14 protein-coding genes are annotated in these 17009 nt (G+C 46.4%); 3 read left to right on the top strand and 11 right to left on the bottom strand.

Features of this window, described 5'->3' with window-relative positions:
- Positions 1-293 precede the first annotated feature (293 nt).
- Positions 294-959, bottom strand: a complete 666-nt coding sequence (locus OCU60_RS20650; protein WP_074374821.1) for a DUF2057 family protein — start codon at positions 957-959, stop codon at positions 294-296.
- A 236-nt stretch (positions 960-1195) separates the two neighbouring features.
- Between OCU60_RS20650 and OCU60_RS20645 the strand changes: the two genes are divergently transcribed.
- Positions 1196-1660 carry a hypothetical protein gene (locus OCU60_RS20645; protein WP_074374822.1) on the top strand — a complete coding sequence of 155 codons (465 nt, stop codon included), beginning with the start codon at positions 1196-1198 and terminating at the stop codon, positions 1658-1660.
- Positions 1661-1729: 69 nt separating this feature from the next.
- On the opposite strand, the gene guaD is transcribed toward OCU60_RS20645, so the two are convergent.
- The 10 genes from guaD to OCU60_RS20595 form a co-directional block, all read right to left on the bottom strand.
- Positions 1730-3025, bottom strand: coding sequence for a guanine deaminase (guaD, locus tag OCU60_RS20640; protein ID WP_074374823.1), 1296 nt, complete (start codon positions 3023-3025; stop codon positions 1730-1732).
- 9 nt (positions 3026-3034) lie between these two features.
- Entirely contained in the window at positions 3035-3358 is a 324-nt protein-coding gene (gene uraH / locus OCU60_RS20635; RefSeq protein ID WP_074374824.1) for a hydroxyisourate hydrolase, read from the bottom strand.
- Entirely contained in the window at positions 3355-3846 is a 492-nt protein-coding gene (locus OCU60_RS20630; RefSeq protein WP_074374825.1) for a 2-oxo-4-hydroxy-4-carboxy-5-ureidoimidazoline decarboxylase, read from the bottom strand. The genes uraH and OCU60_RS20630 overlap by 4 nt, the downstream gene beginning before the upstream one ends.
- A gap of 8 nt (positions 3847-3854) precedes the next feature.
- Entirely contained in the window at positions 3855-4814 is a 960-nt protein-coding gene (xdhC, locus tag OCU60_RS20625; RefSeq protein ID WP_235862235.1) for a xanthine dehydrogenase accessory protein XdhC, read from the bottom strand.
- Between the two features lie 2 nt (positions 4815-4816).
- Positions 4817-7345: a xanthine dehydrogenase molybdopterin binding subunit gene (locus tag OCU60_RS20620; RefSeq protein WP_074374827.1), complete on the bottom strand. Its 2529-nt coding sequence runs from the start codon at positions 7343-7345 to the stop codon at positions 4817-4819.
- Entirely contained in the window at positions 7338-8792 is a 1455-nt protein-coding gene (gene xdhA, locus OCU60_RS20615) for a xanthine dehydrogenase small subunit (RefSeq protein ID WP_074374828.1), read from the bottom strand. Before xdhA ends, OCU60_RS20620 begins: the two co-directional genes overlap by 8 nt.
- A 94-nt stretch (positions 8793-8886) precedes the next feature.
- Positions 8887-9963: a BMP family ABC transporter substrate-binding protein gene (locus OCU60_RS20610; RefSeq protein ID WP_074374829.1), complete on the bottom strand. Its 1077-nt coding sequence runs from the start codon at positions 9961-9963 to the stop codon at positions 8887-8889.
- Between the two features lie 397 nt (positions 9964-10360).
- Entirely contained in the window at positions 10361-11293 is a 933-nt protein-coding gene (locus OCU60_RS20605) for an ABC transporter permease (protein ID WP_074374831.1), read from the bottom strand.
- Positions 11293-12459: an ABC transporter permease gene (locus tag OCU60_RS20600; protein ID WP_083602761.1), complete on the bottom strand. Its 1167-nt coding sequence runs from the start codon at positions 12457-12459 to the stop codon at positions 11293-11295. Before OCU60_RS20600 ends, OCU60_RS20605 begins: the two co-directional genes overlap by 1 nt.
- Positions 12452-13984 (bottom strand): ABC transporter ATP-binding protein, encoded by a 1533-nt coding sequence (locus OCU60_RS20595; RefSeq protein WP_074374832.1) that lies wholly within the window; start codon positions 13982-13984, stop codon positions 12452-12454. The genes OCU60_RS20600 and OCU60_RS20595 overlap by 8 nt, the downstream gene beginning before the upstream one ends.
- Positions 13985-14285: 301 nt before the next feature.
- Here OCU60_RS20595 and OCU60_RS20590 point away from each other — a divergent pair, with 301 nt between their 5' ends.
- Positions 14286-14921: a TetR/AcrR family transcriptional regulator gene (locus OCU60_RS20590; RefSeq protein ID WP_074374833.1), complete on the top strand. Its 636-nt coding sequence runs from the start codon at positions 14286-14288 to the stop codon at positions 14919-14921.
- A 335-nt stretch (positions 14922-15256) separates the two neighbouring features.
- On the top strand, positions 15257-16954 hold the full coding sequence (locus tag OCU60_RS20585; protein ID WP_074374834.1) for a methyl-accepting chemotaxis protein: 1698 nt from the start codon (positions 15257-15259) through the stop codon (positions 16952-16954).
- Positions 16955-17009 lie beyond the last annotated feature (55 nt).

Here is a 17009-nt window from a genome sequence, read left to right as displayed (position 1 = left end):
AACGTTACCTTTTATACCAGTTTAGTGATCATCATCGGAAAGAGCGACAATGAGGGCTGAAGTGATTTCACATTTGAGTGGGTGAGTTGTGGGAAATAATGTGCAGGATATCAAACACCATTATCTGCTGATATCGTGATACCGAACAACGAGGAGTGGCATTGCTTGTTTAAAAAGATTCGGTCGCTCAATAAAACAGCGGCCACCGTCCTGATGCGGGACGGTGGCCGTTTACTGATAGACTCACTGTGTTCGATATAGAACAGAAAGATCAGCTGTCAGTGGTAAGAAAATTATTGCTGGTTGATAAATTGTTTAAAACGAGACCGGGTTTTCGCATCCGCTTGTTCATACCAGTAATGCAACATTGTTTCCGCTGTGGTTGCTGAAGCCTTGGTTTGAGAAGACGTTCTAAGTGAGCGAGCCGGAATGGTTTTGGCCGATAATCCTGATTGAGGCGCGTACTCAGGAACGGATGCGACTTTGTCAGACTGATTGTAAACAGACATTTCGGTATAATAGTTGCGTCCAAACTGGATACCGTCTTTGAGTAGTTTGTCCTGCGTAACAGGGATTTTTTGTCCGTCTTGATTGGTCAGCGACCATTGCATACCACTGATATGTTCCCGAGCTTCGCGCGAACTTCTGTATTGAGGAACTTGCAGCGTCAGTTCTGCATCTGCCGCATTAAATACTGCAACCGTCACATCACTTTCGATACCGATATTGTCTTTGCCTTCTTGAAAGAAAGGCTCATAACGGAAGACAATTTGTTGTAGTCCATCTTCCAGTTGTAGTTTTTTTTGTGAGCTAAAAAAACCATCACTTGATATGTTTGCTTTACCACCATTGGCTACCAGAACGTTAACGGCTTCTGGAAGATCAATCGTGACCGATGCCATTGCTGAACCACTTAATAAAATCATGCTGGTGAATGATAGAGCCTTGGATATATTCACTTATATTATCCTTTTTTATCAAATATTTAATCTGCCTAAAGATGCATGGTTCTTGCCTGAATTACAAGTGACAAATTGAATAATTTTGTCTGTCCTTATAATGCTTGGAATGGGACTAAAAACGTCTGTCCTTGGAAGAGTTTCTTTGGCAGAGAAGAGTTTCGACCTGATGCTGACACTTTTAGCTTAAAATTAGTTATGATTCGAAAACTTGTTCAGATGAAGTGAAGATTGTGATGCGTTATTTTTATTTGCTATGCTGCTGTTTACCCATTGGATTTTCGGTAGCAACTCAAGCCGCTGAAAATGAGTCTTTATTGCGGGGAAAGTGGGATTGCTCTGCATCTCTTCGCCAGCCTTTGTATCAGTTAAATTTAACCACTCAGGAACATTATCTTGCGTCCCATAAATATGTGACCAAAGGGACACTGATTGCTCGTTTACCAGGACAGCCTATTGAAGTGTCATATTCTGTTGCTGGGAATGGTAGTTGGAAAATGAAAGGAGATAAGTTGATCCTTGAGGCGAATGAGCTGAAGGTGGAGAACCTGACACATCCTGAATGGGAAGCGATGCTGAATCTTAAACAATATATCCCTAAACATGCAGGGGGAACGCTGGATATTGTCCGCTTGGATCAACAACGCTTGTCGTTAAAAGCGAAAAACTTACCAGATAATATTCAATGTCATCGAGGATAATCGGTTGGTTGATTCGCTATCGTTGAAAAATGTCGGGACATCAACATGAGTCCCGACATTTTCCGCAGTTTATGGGCGATGATAAACCCGTTGTCCATTCACGTAGGTCTGACGGATAACCCGTTCATCGGCCAGCATAATTAAAGCAAATAGCTTCTCTTCTAATGTCTTTGCTTGCGCCATGCGTTGTTTTAGCATTGGTGTACCGTTGATATCGAGTTCAATAAAGTCAGCTTCTGTGCCGGGGTTTAAATTACCAACTTGGTGATCCAACTGCATTGCAACAGCAGCTCCTTGTGTACATAGATATAACGATTCAAAAGGATTGAGGTTTTGATGCTGTAATTGCAAGATTTTGTAAGCCTCAGCCTGATTTACCAGTAGATTGAGGCTGGTACCGCCCCCGACGTCACTGGCAATGGCAACCGGTATCCCATGTTCTTTCACGGTAAAATAAGGGAATAAACCACTGCCGATAAAGAGATTGGAGGTTGGGCAGAAAATCACACTACTATGGTTGCGAGCCAGTGCTTGATATTCTCTGGGTTCAAGGTGAACCCCGTGGCCGAATAATGCTTTGTCACGCACTAATCCATAACGTTCATAAACATCCAAGTAATCTTGGGCATCCGGGAATAGGGTTTTGACCCAGTGAATTTCGTCGGTGTTTTCGCTCAAGTGGGTCTGAATGAAAGCATCTGGGTACTCTTGTGCCAACTGTCCTGCTAATGCCAATTGTTCCGGCGTGCTTGTTGGTGCAAATCGAGGCGTAATAGCGTACAGCGCCCGCTCTTGATGATGCCACTTTTCCAGTAAATATTTACTCTCACGATAGCCGGAATCAGCGGTATCACGTAGATTCTCAGGACTATGGCGGTCCATCAAAACTTTGCCACAAATCATGCGGGCCTGATAAGTCGCCGCAGCAGTAAAGAAAGCATCGACGGATTGTGGGTGGACGGTGGCGAAAACACTGGCGGTGGTTGTGCCGTGAGCAAACAGTTGGTGGAGAAAAGCATCAGCTTGCAGTGCCGCATAGGATGAGTCGGCATACTTTGTTTCGACTGGGAATGTATAGTCATTGAGCCATTCTAGGAGTTGACGACCATAGCTGGCGATCATTTCCATTTGAGGATAGTGAACATGGCTATCAATCATTCCCGGTATCAATAATCCCGAATGTGTTTCTATTTGTTCCGGGGCAATCTGGTGGTGCTGGAAAAAAACATCAGCATCGAGTAGATCAATGATTTTCCCTTGTTCGATAACGAGAATGCCGTCATTCAGATATTGGTAATTTTGTTCAGGACTGTGTGTCCTTTTGGGGAAGTGCAAAATCTCGCCCCGGTGAAATGTTTTCTGCATACTTTACTCTTAACTTCCACGATAGGTTGAATAGGCGTAGGGCGAGAGAAGTAATGGAATGTGGTAATGCTTTTGTTCCGTCACATGAAAATGTACATCGATTTGGGGGAAAAATGCCTGACCAAAGGCATTCTCACAATAAGATGCCACATCAAATGAGAGCGTATAATTATTGGATGATAACGTGATATCTTCAAAACGGATACGACCATCGGCATCGGTTGTTGCTGATGCGAGCGGTTTTCCTGTCTGGTAACGATACAGTGTCACCGATACATGAGCAGCAGGCATACCGGAACCGGTATCAAGAATGTGGCAACTTAATGTACTCATTGGTAAGACTCCATACGCAGGCGACTGATTTTTTGTTGCTCTATGGCCGCATTCATTAATTCATCGCTGCGATTATTTTTGATTCTTGCCTTTAGCTGTTCCAAGACCTGTTCTGCCGATTGTTGGCTCGCACAAATAATGAAAATGAAACCGAATTTTTTCAGATAGGCCTGATTGTAATACAAAAGATCATGCAGTACAGCTTTTGATGCCTGTTTGATTTCTCCTTGTTCTTGTTCACTGAGATGTTTTCCCTGACTATATTTCTTCTGTAACGTGTCAAGATCACCAATCATCGGATGACCTGCAAACGCTTCCAGCCAGTCAGATTCTGACAGTTGTGCAAATGCGACATCAGCACTTTGACAAAATGTCGCATAGTCAGGACTCGGCATATGAGCAAGCATAAACTGCTGCCACGATGTACTGGTGCAGATTTGAGCCAGTTGGGGCGGCGTTAAATGAATGGTTCGAATTGCAGCGTTCATCTCTTTCCTTATTGGTAGGGAGATTTGGACATCTTTTTAAGCAATACATTGGCTTGTTGCCAGAGCTGTCGTTGCTTTTTTTGAGCTGAATCGGTGGACGTCGCTTCAATATCGACTTGGCTCCGAATTGACGCTTCTTGTTGTTCAAAAAGCATACTCAACTGCGCTGCAATGGAAAGAGCCACCTGCATCGGTCGTTTGCCTTTGATATCGGGATGTCCGATTGGGCAAGTTAACTGAGAGATGAGTTCGGGCTGACTTAATTGCTCTGTGAGTCGATAGGTGAAACGCTGTTTTTTACCTTCAGAGCCAATGAGACCAATATATGGAAAGCATTGTCTTTCCAAAGCCAGCCGGGTTAGCTCATAGTCTAAATGGTGGTCGTGTGTCATGATCACCAGATGAGTGTGGGGGAGTAACGATGCGATCACGGTTTCAGCGGAGTCAAAGCACTGCGTTGAAATCCCTTGTTCACTCAGCGGTGCCAGCCAGTTCGGGCGAGAATCAAAAACGGTTTCGTGACATTGTAACTTATCAATAATCGGGGCGAGAGCTTGCCCAATATGACCCGCACCAAAAATGGCAACGTGAGATTGATGTGTGTTGAAATATTCGAACAAGACCTGAACGGCACCACCACAACATTGTTGTAAATCCGCAGCCAGACTATATCGCTCGATCGACACTGTCGGATCTTGATTAGGCTGCTGACAGCGACGTTGCAGTTCGGCTCTGGCCGTCTCAATGACTTGTCGCTCTAAATTTCCGCCCCCGAGAGAGTCATACTGTCCTTGTGTGGTGATTACCATTTTCGCCCCGCAACCGCGTGGCACTGACCCGGCTGTTGCAACAATGGTCGCCAGACAGTAGTTGCAACCTTGCTGTTGCAACATATGGCAAGCGTCCAGCCAGTGCATTGCAGTACAAAGAGATGTATAAACGGATGATTGGGATGAATGGACAGTCATTTTTATCCCTCGCTATCTGCTTGACGGTGAACCATCGTTGTCTGTGTTTGGTGTGCCAACCATTGATATTGTTGTTGGCAAGCCGTGAGTATTCTTTCGCCTGTGGCAGGGGTGTCTAGATCAGGAATGAACTGATGTTCAGAAATTGCGGCAATGGCATCATAAATCGCACACCAAGTGCTGATTGCGTGCATAAAAGGGGGTTCACCGACCGCTTTGGAACGGTAAATACTATGTTCCGGATTGGGAACCTCGTAGAGTTCAATATTCATCTGCTTCGGATAGTCACAGATACTTGGGATTTTATAATTCATCGGACTATGGCTAACCAGATGTCCTCGATCATTCCAGACGAGTTCTTCAGTCGTCAGCCAGCCTAATCCCTGAATATATCCCCCTTCAATCTGTCCGATATCAATGGCTGGATTCAAGCTACTGCCAACATCATGCAAGATATCCACTCGCTCGACCGTCATTTCTCCAGTGAGTGTATCGATCATCACCTCTGAACAGGAAGCGCCGATGGCAAAATAGAAAAAGGGACGCCCACAAGCCTGTGAGCGGTCATAACCAATTTTAGGGGTACTGTAATAACCTGTTGCAGACAGGGACACACGATTTAAATAAGCCTGCTGAATTAAGGTGGCCCATTCAATTTTTGCGGTATCGAGATAGAGGATGCCATCTTTAATCTCAGGTGTGGGCGAGCTAGATTGCGAGGATAGAGGTTGCGAGGACAGGCATCCGTGAGCCGGTCGTTGTGTCTGAGAGGCGTGCTGAGAGGACAGACACTCGTGATGATTTACCGCAAAGTCGAGCAGTCGCTCCTTGAGGGCCATAGCTGCGTTATGTGCAGCCATGCCGTTGAGGTCGGCCCCGGAAGAAGCCGCCGTTGGTGAAGTATTCGGTACTTTATCGGTTCTCGTCGATGTGACTAAGATCCAGTCGGTGGGAATGCCGAATGTCTGAGCAACAATTTGTTGGATTTTTGTATGGAGCCCTTGGCCCATTTCGGTACCGCCATGTGAAACCTGCACTGTTCCATCGGTATAAATATGGATGAGTGCACCAGCTTGATTGAGGTGTGTTGCTGTAAACGAAATACCAAATTTAACTGGGGTCAGCGCCAATCCTTTTTTGAGCACCGGATGATGTCGGTTCCATACGTGGATTTCCTGACGTCGCTGACGGTAATCACAGGAAGTTTCCAGTCGGGTGAGTACCTCATAAAGTTCAGCGGTTTGTTCGACTTCCATCCCATAAGGTGTGACGGATTTCCCCGGGCGATAGAGATTTTTGAGACGAATATCGAACGGATCTTGCTGCAATGTAATTGCCAAATCTTGCATCGCTTTTTCAATCACCAGCATCCCTTGTGGTCCGCCAAACCCTCGAAATGCCGTATGTGAAACGGTATCCGTTTTGAGGCGGTTGCCAAGGATGCTGGCCTGTCCGAGAAAATAAGCGTTGTCAGCGTGGAACATGGCGCGATCAACAATGGCATCAGATAAGTCGGCGGAATGACCGCATAATCCATTGACTTCGATATTCGCCGCCAGTATTTCCCCATCGTCAGTTGTCGTCAGTTCATAACGATTAAAAAAGGGATGGCGTTTACCAGTTGTTGACATGTCAACTGCTCGCGGGAGTCTGAATTTAACCGCTTTCCGGGTGAGTTTTGCACCCAGACTGGCAAGACAAGCCCATGCCGCGGCTTGCGTCTCTTTGCCACCAAATCCACCACCCATACGGCGCATATCAACTGTGACGAGATTGAAAGGGATGTTCAGCACTTCAGCAATCAGATTTTGCACTTCGGTCGGATGCTGGGTTGATGCCCGGATAAAAATGCCGCCGTCTTCCGTCAACTCGGCAAGACTGATTTGTCCTTCCAGATAGAAATGCTCTTGTCCGCCGACCGCCAACGTACCGCTGATGTTTACGGGGTTTGTTGCAGGTTTTAAAAGTGTCGGTTTTAAAAGTGTCTGTCCTCGGTAAGAATTGGTTAAAAACGTCTGTCCTCGGTAGGTTCCCATCTGGTGAGGTGGAAGTAAATGAGCCTGTTGCGACGCTTGTTGATACGAGATCACGGGATCGCTGACTTCTTCATATTCAATCAATGCTTTGCGTGCCGCTTGGCAAGCGAGTTGGTGGCTTTCTGCGATGACAAAGGCAATGGGTTGACAAAAATAGCGGATGTCATGCTGACATAGCAGCGGATCGCCTTTATGAATGGTGCCAATTTCATTATGACCCGGAATATCGTGATGGGTTATGACGCGAATGACTCCCGGAGACTGCTGTACTTCAGACAGATCGAGATGCTTGATGGTGCCTTTGGCGATGGTACTGGTGATCACTGCACCATGTAAGCATCCGTGTGGTTCCGGATAATCATCGACAAACAATGCCTCTCCGGAAACTTGCTTTTTAGCACTTTCATGCAGTAACGATTGACCAACTACGTCTGATCGATGCTGAGAAGAGTGGGCTGGTTGTGCCGTATAGGGCTGACGAATAAGTTTACGCATGATAAGTCAACCTCGTTTGAATGGAGGGAGATTGATGTTCGGGTTGTTGCTGTTGCACTGTAATATTTTGATTTTCTAAGAAATAACGTTGAAGCAGGTTTTGCACCAGATGAATCCGATATTGGGCTGAACCGCGAATATCACTCAGTGGATGGATAACCTGAGGAACCCGTGTCTGAACGTCACGGATCAGCGATTGGGTCAGGGGCTGACCGATAAATGGGGTCTCTAATGCTGTCAGACGCACGGATTTTTCCGCAACGCCACCGGCGGCGATAATGCAGTGACTGATATGTTGATGCGTATCAAACGTGAAATTTAAGGCGAGTACAACGGTGGCAATATCGTCTTCATAACGTTTGCTGACTTTATAGATCGCATGGCGCTGCTGTTGCGCTAGTTTGGGTAGATAGATGGCACTGATCCATTCATCATCTTGCAACCGAGTCTGACGATAACCGGTTATATAATCTTCGGGCGCATATCGGATGCGTTGTCTGCCATTATCAACTTCAATCTGACCATTTAAGCTGATGAGTAAAGGTGCAATATCACCGATAGGTGAGGCATGGCCGAGACTGCCGCCCAACGTCGCGCGGTGACGGATGGTTATACTTCCCAAGCGTTCAATCACTTCATCGGTTGACGGGAAGTGCTGCTGCATAAATTGATGAACACGATACATCGGGATCGCCGCGCCCAGTCGCCAGCCATCGTTGGTTTCAGTGATGGTGAGCAGATCATCGACTTTGGAAACATCGATCAACAAAGGGAGAGACTGATACCGTTGTGTCACTTCCAAAGAGAGATCGGTCCCTCCGGCAACCAATTTTGCCGTGGGGTGCGTTTGGCGTAACTGAGCTAACGCCTGACGAGTCTCCGGCATGAAATAGTGTTCAGACTGGAGTGGTGGTACTTGAGCCAGCCAATGTTGGACGGCATGTTGATCCGCATCAAGGGGATCGGGGGAATTGGTTTGAACGATATCATGGGCGGCTTGAATGAGCGGGCCGTATCCGGTGCAGCGGCATAGATTGCCTGCTAGAAAATCAGCGGGGTTCTCGGGGCGGTTTTTCTGTTTTGAGAGCGCATAGAGTGACATCACAAAACCGGGGGTACAGAACCCGCATTGACTGCCATGCCGATTGATAACGGCTTGCTGAACCGGGTGGAGCTGTTCCCCTTGTTTCAGGGATTCGACGGTGATGATCTGTTTTCCGTGTACCGCATGTAATGGGGTAATGCATGCATTGATCTGGCGATAACGCAGTGCATGGTGTTCATCTTGGTCAACCATCACCACGGTACATGCACCACAGTCACCACTGGCACAGCCTTCTTTGGTGCCTTTTAATGCACGGTGTTCTCTGAGATAAGTCAGTAGCATCATATCGGCAGATATCGCAGGAATACTGACGATTTGGTTGTTGATCATCACTTCGAGCATGATTTTCCTTCCCTGAAAAAGCTGTCCATTTGGTCAAGTTATGTCGAAAAAAAACTCACTTCGTGGCATGTATCGAACGAAGTGAGTTCAGTGACTATTTAGGAATGCTGGCGCCAATTCCCTCGACGTACCAATGCATTCCGACCAGTTCTTTATCTGATGCTACGCTGCCTGCGGCAACTTTCAGATGGCCCTGATTATCTTTTAACGGACCGGCGAACGGGACTATCGCACCGGATTTGATTTTGTCTTGAGTGTCTTGAATTGCTGTCTTGACATCGGCCGGTAAAGCCGGATTGATCGACGTAATATGAATGACATCATCTTTGAGTCCTCCCCAGTAGTCTGTGGATTTCCACGTTCCGTCCATCACTTCCTGAACGGTTTTAATGTAATAAGGTGCCCAGTAATCTCTGACTGAGAACATATGTGACTTGGGGGCGAAGTGTTGCATATCTGATGACTGTCCAATTCCCATCACCCCACGTTTCTCTGCGGCAATCAGTGGTGCAGGACTATCCGTATGTTGCAACAGAACATCAACCCCTTGATCGATCAATGCATTTGCTGCATCAGATTCTTTACCGGGATCATACCAAGTATTGACCCAGACAATTTTAATTTTTACATCCGGATTGACGCTTTTCGCTCCGAGATAAACCGCATTGATATCTCGAATCACTTCTGGAATCGGGAAGGTGGCAATATAGCCAATGACATTCGATTGAGTCGTCATCCCAGCGGCAACGCCAGAGACGTAACGGCTTTCATAAGTGCGCAGGGCATAAGTGCCGACATTTTTGCTGCGCTTATAGCCAGTGGCATGTTCAAACACAACTTTGGGAAAGCGCTTGGCAACTTTGAGTGTCGGATTCATGAATCCAAAAGAGGTGGTAAAAATAATCTTATTGCCTGCTTTTGCCAGTTGCGTAATCACGCGCTCAGCATCAGCGCCTTCGGAAACATTTTCAACAAATGTTGTTTTGACTTGACCATTAAAGTGAGCTGCCATTTCTTGGCGAGCCTGATCGTGTTCATAACTCCAACCATGATCACCAACCGGTCCGACATAGACAAATCCGACTTTCAGGGGGTCTTTGGCAAGTGTAGAAGTGGAAAACAACGCTGACAGCGACAAGGCTGCGACGGACAACCACTGATTCATTTTCATGAAAAACTCCATTTCATCATTCTATTGATTATTGTGATTATTAATTGGGTATAGACATTCACGGTGAGGGGCTGTTTTATCAAACACAATTTTGCCAAACCGTTGATCAAAGACAGACTTGCAAAAAACTGACCACATGGTTGTATTTTGGCAAAATCAAATCTCAGCGCAGTGTCATTTCGTTTAATTATCGATTGAACCGCTTCAAATGGGTTAGCGGTGTATTCAAAGTCGGGCAGGGAGTGGAAAATCTGAACTGAAAATTCCCATTATGGTGCAAGCATTGCCCCATAATGGGTGATTAAATGGTGGTGCCACTGCATGATGAATTAGCGATGGACGGACTTATCTATGAACGAACTTATCTATGGACGAACTTATTTATGAACGAACTTAGCTATGAATGTAATTTGGGATCAAATGGTTTTCCCAGACTCATCGGGGTTGCCAATTTTTGACGTAATGCATCAGAACTGATCAAGACCATGACAATCACTGTCGCCAGATAGGGAATCATCGCTAATAAATTGGGGGAGATATCAATGCCTAATCCCTGCATCACCAAATGCATGATTGAGCTGCATCCAAATAAGTAGGCACCGAGCATCAGGTAACCAATTCGCCAAGATGCAAAGACGACCAGTGCGAGCGCGATCCATCCTCGCCCTGCGGTCATATTTTCCATCCACATCGGGGTATAAGCCAGTGACATATAAGCGCCAGCAAGCCCGGCCATCGCCCCACCAAATGCAATGACGCCATAGCGAAGGCGAATGACATGAATCCCCAATGCATTCGCTGCATGTGGGTTTTCTCCCACGGCACGGATGGTCAGTCCTAAGCGAGTTCTATGCATGACCCACCAAGTCAGACCGACAATCATAAAACTGAGGTAGACCAATAAATCGTGCTGAAATAGGATCGGGCCGATAAAAGGAATCTGGCTGAGCCCGGGAATGGCTATCTCCTGAAACCCTTCAATGGTATTCCCTACCAATTGACTGCCGAGAAATGCGCTCAGCCCGGTACCGAAAATCGTCAGGGCCAAGCCGGTGGCGACCTGATTGGTGTTCAGGGTCTGAGTCAGTATGGCAAACAATAGCGCCATCATGGTGCCGGCAAACATTGCGATGAGCAATCCTAAGGCGAGACTGCCACTGAAGTAGGTACCGGCGAATCCAGCCATTGCCCCCATGAGCATCATGCCTTCCTGACCGAGATTCAGTACGCCTGATTTTTCACAGACCAGTTCCCCCAGAGCAATGAGCAGTAATGGGGTGCCTGTTTTTAAAGCAGCAATTAATATTTGTTGGATGAAAAGTATGTCCATTAAGCCGCTCCGTTATCATTTTGCTGGTGGCTGGTTTGAGGGGGAACCGTCTCATTTGAGAGCGCGAGAGCTGGTGTGATTGCAGAAGCGGTCGTTGTGACGGTCGGTCTTTTTCTGCGGACTTTGATTTGGTAATGGATCAGGAAATCACACGCGAGCAGTGAAAACAGCAGAATGCCCTGAAAGAGGCCGGTGACTGCGGTCGGCAGACCTAATTCAATCTGAGCGAGATCGCTCCCCATGTATAAGGCGCCCATGAAGAAAGATGACACAATAATTCCGATTGGATTGAGTCTGCCCAGATAAGCGACAATAATCGCAGCATAGCCATATCCCGGAGAGACGGAAGGGATCAATTGCCCGATCGGACCAGTCACTTCAGCAGCACCGGCGAATCCGGCTAATGCGCCGGCAAATAGCATGACGCCCCAGACAATTTTATTCCGGTTAAATCCGGCATATTGTGCCGCGGAGGCATCCTCACCGAAAACGCGGATTTTAAATCCCGGCAATGTTTTGAACAGAAGGATGGCGGTAATGAAGGCAATCACAATGGCAGCAATAATACTGACCGATGCGCGTCCGCTGTCAAACAAGAGTGGTAACATGACACTGTCAGGGAAGATGATCGACTCAGGGAAACCAAAACCATCGGGATCGCTCAATGGTCCATGAACCGCCCAAAGCAGAACATACAGTCCAATATAGTTGAGCATGATCGTAGTCAGAATAATATTGGTATGAAACAGTCGGTTGAGTAATGTGGGGATTGCCGACCAGCACATGCCCGCGATAATTCCAGCTAATAAGGCGAGCCCTAACATGGCCATACCCGCATCTTCACTGGCATGAACTGCGACAGCACTACTGGCGACGGCACCGATCAACAGTTGCCCCTCCGCACCTATATTCCAGATATTTGCCCGATAACAGATAGCCAGACCAACAGCACAGAGCAGTAAAGGGGTCGCTTTCACCATCAATTCACCAAGGTTGTAATTATCGCTGAAAGGTTGGAGTAAAAAGACGTTGAAAGCTTTGACCGGGCTGACATGCAGCCAGAATAACATCAGGCTGGAAATCAGTAATGTCAGTGAAATCGCAATCAGTGGTGAAAACCATGCCATGATGCGTGAACTTTCGACGCGCGGTTGAACTTTAAGCATTGGCGAGTTCCTCATCCTTTAAAAAGCCACCGGCAATCCATTGTCCGATTTGCTCGATATTGGTTTCACTGGTCTTGACGATTGGAGACACCTGTCCTTCATAAATGGCGGCAAGCCGATCGCTAATGACGAACAGTTCATCGATATCCTCCGAGATGACAATAATGGCAGCACCGGCATCTCTTAAGGCGATCAGTTGACGATGAATGGCACTGGCTGCACCGATATCAACGCCCCAAGTCGGGTGGGCGCAAATCAAGATGGTCGGTTGTTGATTGACTTCACGGCCAATAATGAACTTTTGTAGGTTCCCTCCGGAGAGGCTCTTGGCCTGAGCTTGTTCATTCCGGCATTTCACCTGATTATCTCGGATCAGTTTGCGGGCGAGGGTTTGCATCATTTTTTGCTGAATAAAGCCGAAACGGGTCAGTTCAGCGGTATGTGTCAGTAGTGTATTTTCTTCCAGCGTCATATCCGGTACGGCACCTTGTCCTAAACGGTTGGTCGGTACATACGCCATGCCGAGTGCGCGTCTGGCGCCTGCATCTAAATGCCCGACAGGTTGACCATGAAAGAAAATGCTCTCTTTTGGTGTACGGTGATCTTCTCCGCTTAACGCTTCCAACAGATCTTCCTGACCATTTCCGGCCACACCGGCAACGCCGAGAATCTCGCCACTGTGCATCGACAGGTTGACATTCGTCAGGCCACAGCCAAACGGGTGGGTTGGCGATAAAGTCAGCGCATTGGTCTGTAAAAGTGTCTGTCCCCCCAACGATTTTGGATAACTTTCTGAGAGTTCGGTATCGCTACCAACCATCATTCGGGCAATTGAGTTCGGGGTTTCTTGTGCCGGAATACACGCCCCTGTGACTTTGCCACCACGGAGGATCAGCGCTCGATCACACAGGGCTGTAACTTCTTTGAGTTTGTGGCTGATAAATAAAATACTACAACCTTCACCGGCGAGTTTGCGTAGCACACGAAATAATCCGGCGACTTCCTGAGGGGTTAGAACAGATGTGGGTTCATCAAGAATGAGTAAGCGAATATCCTGAATGAGGCAGCGTAATATCTCCAACCGTTGCCGTTCGCCGATACTAAGATGATGCACATAGCGGTCCGGATCAACTTGCAGATCGTAACGTTGGCTGATTTCCAACACTTTCTGTTTCAGATTATCAATTTTGTGAAGAAATTCTCGATCCAGACCCAATTCGATATTTTCCAATACTGTCAGCGTTTCAAACACTGAGAAATGTTGGAAAACCATGCCAATTCCCATTGTTCTGGCTTGATTAGGAGAATGGATTTCAACTTCATGATTATCCCATAAGATCGATCCTTGGCTGGGGCGTGTGACACCATATATCATTTTGACAAGGGTCGATTTTCCGGCTCCATTTTCACCCAACAAGGCTAGAATTTCACCTGTATGAAGTTTCAAATTCACCTGATCATTTGCCACAACCCCCGGAAAAAATTTACTGACATTCCAGAGTTCCAAGAGTGGTATTTTTGTCATATTCAATGTATTCCCTTCAACATATCAGCAGGCGTAATGCAAAAAACTGACCAACTGTGTAGTTTTTACTGACTTTATTATCAATATGGTGAATAATGTATAGGCAGTGTTTGGGTAGGAATACCTGAAAGTGCCTGTCCTTGTAATTACGATGCCTGTCCTTGTAATTACGTTGTAATTACGATGTGTTAAAAGTGTCTGTCCTCGCAACTAAAAATCAGAGAAAAACTTGACAGCGATGAAGGGGATCAGGAATAAGGGATCCACTCCATCAATGCCTCAATAAGGGACTCTGCTTCATATGCAACAAACGTCGTCGCGTCAAGCTCAGACCGGTATGATTCGTCAGCGCAATGAAGCACTGATTCTTCAGGCTGCTACGGATGAATTTGTCAAACATGGTTATAAAGGCACATCTGTTCAGGCTATTGCTGATCGGGTGCATTTGCCGAAGGCAAATATTCTTTACTACTTTCGTTCCAAAAAAGGTCTGTATTTAGCCGTGCTGGAAGATATTCTCAATCTCTGGAACCAAGGCTTCTCCGAAGCGGCTTTAGAGCAACCGCCAGATGAAGTGATTGAACGTTATATCCAAGGGAAAATGCGTTATAGCCGCACCCATCCGAAAGCGTCAAAAATTTTTGCGCTGGAGTTGATCAATGGTGCACAACATATCCAGAACGCCATGCAGCTCCCAATGATGAAGTGGACAGAAAAAACTGCCACGGTTATCCAAATCTGGATTGAACGGGGGTTAATTCGCCCAATTGAACCGTTGTATCTGTTATTCATGATTTGGGGAACGACACAATTTTATGCCGACTGTGATACAGAAATTATCCTGATCAAAAAGCGTCCGCTTAATGATCAAGAGTTTGACGATGCGACGCAATTTGTTGTCGATATGGTTTTACGGGGGCTGGGACTTCGGACTTAATCACTTAAGTGAATGATGTACTTACCATGGCGTAGAAAGCCACTCATTATGTGCTGATAAAATGATATTTATTTGATTTCACGTGTGGAACAACTTGACTGCTGAGATTGAGTCTCTCTGACCATTTTTATATTTTTGAGTGATATTACCGATTGTTTTTTCAGGCTTTAAGCAGAGATGCAAGCCTGTTTTGTGGTCTACTACCAAAAAAATATGAGCAATTACGCAATAGCCCGATACACTTAAGTTAAATATGTGAGTTTTGACGTGATTGTATAGCATATGTATGAATATGTCTGACTCATGAAAATATAAACGTCAATTGGCCGGGTTTTATGATGCAATGGATAAAGAATCAGTCTATTACTGTCAAGATGGTCTTTCTTGTTGGGACGATGCTCATACTGACCATTATTCTTTCTTCTTTCAGCCTGTTTAAGATGAATCGAGTTGCTGAAGAGGTTAAAGGAATTGCTCATGAGCACATACCTTTGATTCAACTTATCAATGATGCCACTGTGAAACAGCTACAAAGTGCGTTGATTGTTGAAAAAGCACTGCGAGCTGCGGAATTTACAGTAGATGTTGATGTGGAAGAGTTAAAAGGGCTACAACAGAACTTTGGCCTTGTTTCGCAGACCTTTGATCAGGAAGTTCTGCAAGCACAGTCCAACCTGAAAGAGATGTTGCAAGATCATCAGGATGGAATGCTTGAGAAAGAGCAACGATTATTGCAGCATTTAAATGCTGTGATTGTCCATCGCCAGCGCTATGAAGACTCTGCCACCGAGATCCTTCAGGCCGTTGCCGATCATCAAACCAGTCAAACATTATCTGAAAAAGCCCAGCAACTGGAAGCGCAACAAACCGCTCAGAACCATGAGCTTGGGGCACTTTTAGCCGAAGTTGAAAAACTCACCACATCATCGCTGATGCAAACGGAGCTCGAAGAGCAACAGGCTATATGGGGGATGGTTTTATTGGTGGCTATCGCGCTATCGGTCGGTTTGCTGATTGGTTTATTTATCAGTCGTCAGTTAGTTCATTCTTTGTCTTATGCCTGTACGGTTGCTGAGCAGATGGCTCAAGGCAACTTTGATCTTGATGTTCAGGTGGATCGTCATGATGAAGTCGGGCGTTTATTAGGCGCGATGCAGATGATGTCGAACGCATTGGGCAATATTGTGTCGTCAGTGATGAAGAGTAGTGATTCAATTGCGACCTCGGTGGTTGAGTTATCGACTGTTGCCAGTAGTAACCGACAATCGGTTGATGAACAACAGCAGAATACTGAGCAGGTGGCAAGTGCCATGACTGAAATGGCCGCGACAATTACGCAGGTTGCCGCCAATGCTGAAGACGCTTCCTCATCCAGTCAACGAGCGGAAGCCTATGTGAAAGATGGGTGTCGGATGATTGAAGAAACCAGTCATCTTGCGGAGAATTTGGTGGCAAGTGCTGAAAAATCACAGGCTCTGATCACCAATTTACAGGCAGGCACGACGAAAATTCAGGATTTTGTGTCTGTCGTGAATGCTATTGCAGAACAGACCAATTTACTGGCGTTGAATGCGTCGATTGAAGCCGCAAGAGCGGGTGAACAGGGGCGGGGTTTTGCTGTGGTTGCCGATGAGGTCCGAGTGTTGGCAGCACGTAGTCAGGAAGCGACCCAAGAAATTGACGCACTAATTGAATCATTGGTGAGCAATACCGACTCGGCCGTTGGTGCGATTCAGGTCAGCGGTGAGCAAATTGGTCAGTCTTCAGTGTTGATTCAGGATATCAGGCAACAAATGGGGCTTATTGATCAAGCTCTCATCGAATTGAACGAGGCGAATGTTCAGATTGCGACGGCCAGTGAACAACAGTCGGTTGCGGCAGAGCAGATCAGTCGCAGTATGGTTCATATCAGAGACTCCGGGAAATCCGTACTGATGAGTACGGATGAAACCAAACAATCCAGTGAAGACCTATCGGTACAAGCATCTGATTTACGTCATTTAATGTCTCAGTTTCAGGTTAAGCCAGGCTAACTGAATAGATTATTGATGACATCATGAGTCGCTCCTGAACCTTCATTCAGGGGTG

Origin of the sequence: Vibrio spartinae (assembly GCF_024347135.1) — a bacterium.
In the GTDB taxonomy this organism is placed as follows: Bacteria; Pseudomonadota; Gammaproteobacteria; order Enterobacterales; family Vibrionaceae; genus Vibrio; species Vibrio spartinae.
This window is presented reverse-complemented; position numbering and strand designations above follow the sequence as displayed.

Coding starts and splice junctions, on each gene's coding strand:
- OCU60_RS20590 (WP_074374833.1), top strand. CDS start 14,286: ATGCAACAAACGTCGTCGCGTCAAGCTCAGACCGGTATGATTCGTCAG.
- xdhA (WP_074374828.1), bottom strand. CDS start 8,792: ATGCTCGAAGTGATGATCAACAACCAAATCGTCAGTATTCCTGCGATA.
- uraH (WP_074374824.1), bottom strand. CDS start 3,358: ATGAGTACATTAAGTTGCCACATTCTTGATACCGGTTCCGGTATGCCT.
- OCU60_RS20645 (WP_074374822.1), top strand. CDS start 1,196: ATGCGTTATTTTTATTTGCTATGCTGCTGTTTACCCATTGGATTTTCG.
- OCU60_RS20620 (WP_074374827.1), bottom strand. CDS start 7,345: ATGCGTAAACTTATTCGTCAGCCCTATACGGCACAACCAGCCCACTCT.
- OCU60_RS20595 (WP_074374832.1), bottom strand. CDS start 13,984: ATGACAAAAATACCACTCTTGGAACTCTGGAATGTCAGTAAATTTTTT.
- OCU60_RS20585 (WP_074374834.1), top strand. CDS start 15,257: ATGATGCAATGGATAAAGAATCAGTCTATTACTGTCAAGATGGTCTTT.
- OCU60_RS20600 (WP_083602761.1), bottom strand. CDS start 12,459: ATGCTTAAAGTTCAACCGCGCGTCGAAAGTTCACGCATCATGGCATGG.
- OCU60_RS20605 (WP_074374831.1), bottom strand. CDS start 11,293: ATGGACATACTTTTCATCCAACAAATATTAATTGCTGCTTTAAAAACA.
- xdhC (WP_235862235.1), bottom strand. CDS start 4,814: ATGACTGTCCATTCATCCCAATCATCCGTTTATACATCTCTTTGTACT.
- OCU60_RS20610 (WP_074374829.1), bottom strand. CDS start 9,963: ATGAAAATGAATCAGTGGTTGTCCGTCGCAGCCTTGTCGCTGTCAGCG.
- guaD (WP_074374823.1), bottom strand. CDS start 3,025: ATGCAGAAAACATTTCACCGGGGCGAGATTTTGCACTTCCCCAAAAGG.
- OCU60_RS20630 (WP_074374825.1), bottom strand. CDS start 3,846: ATGAACGCTGCAATTCGAACCATTCATTTAACGCCGCCCCAACTGGCT.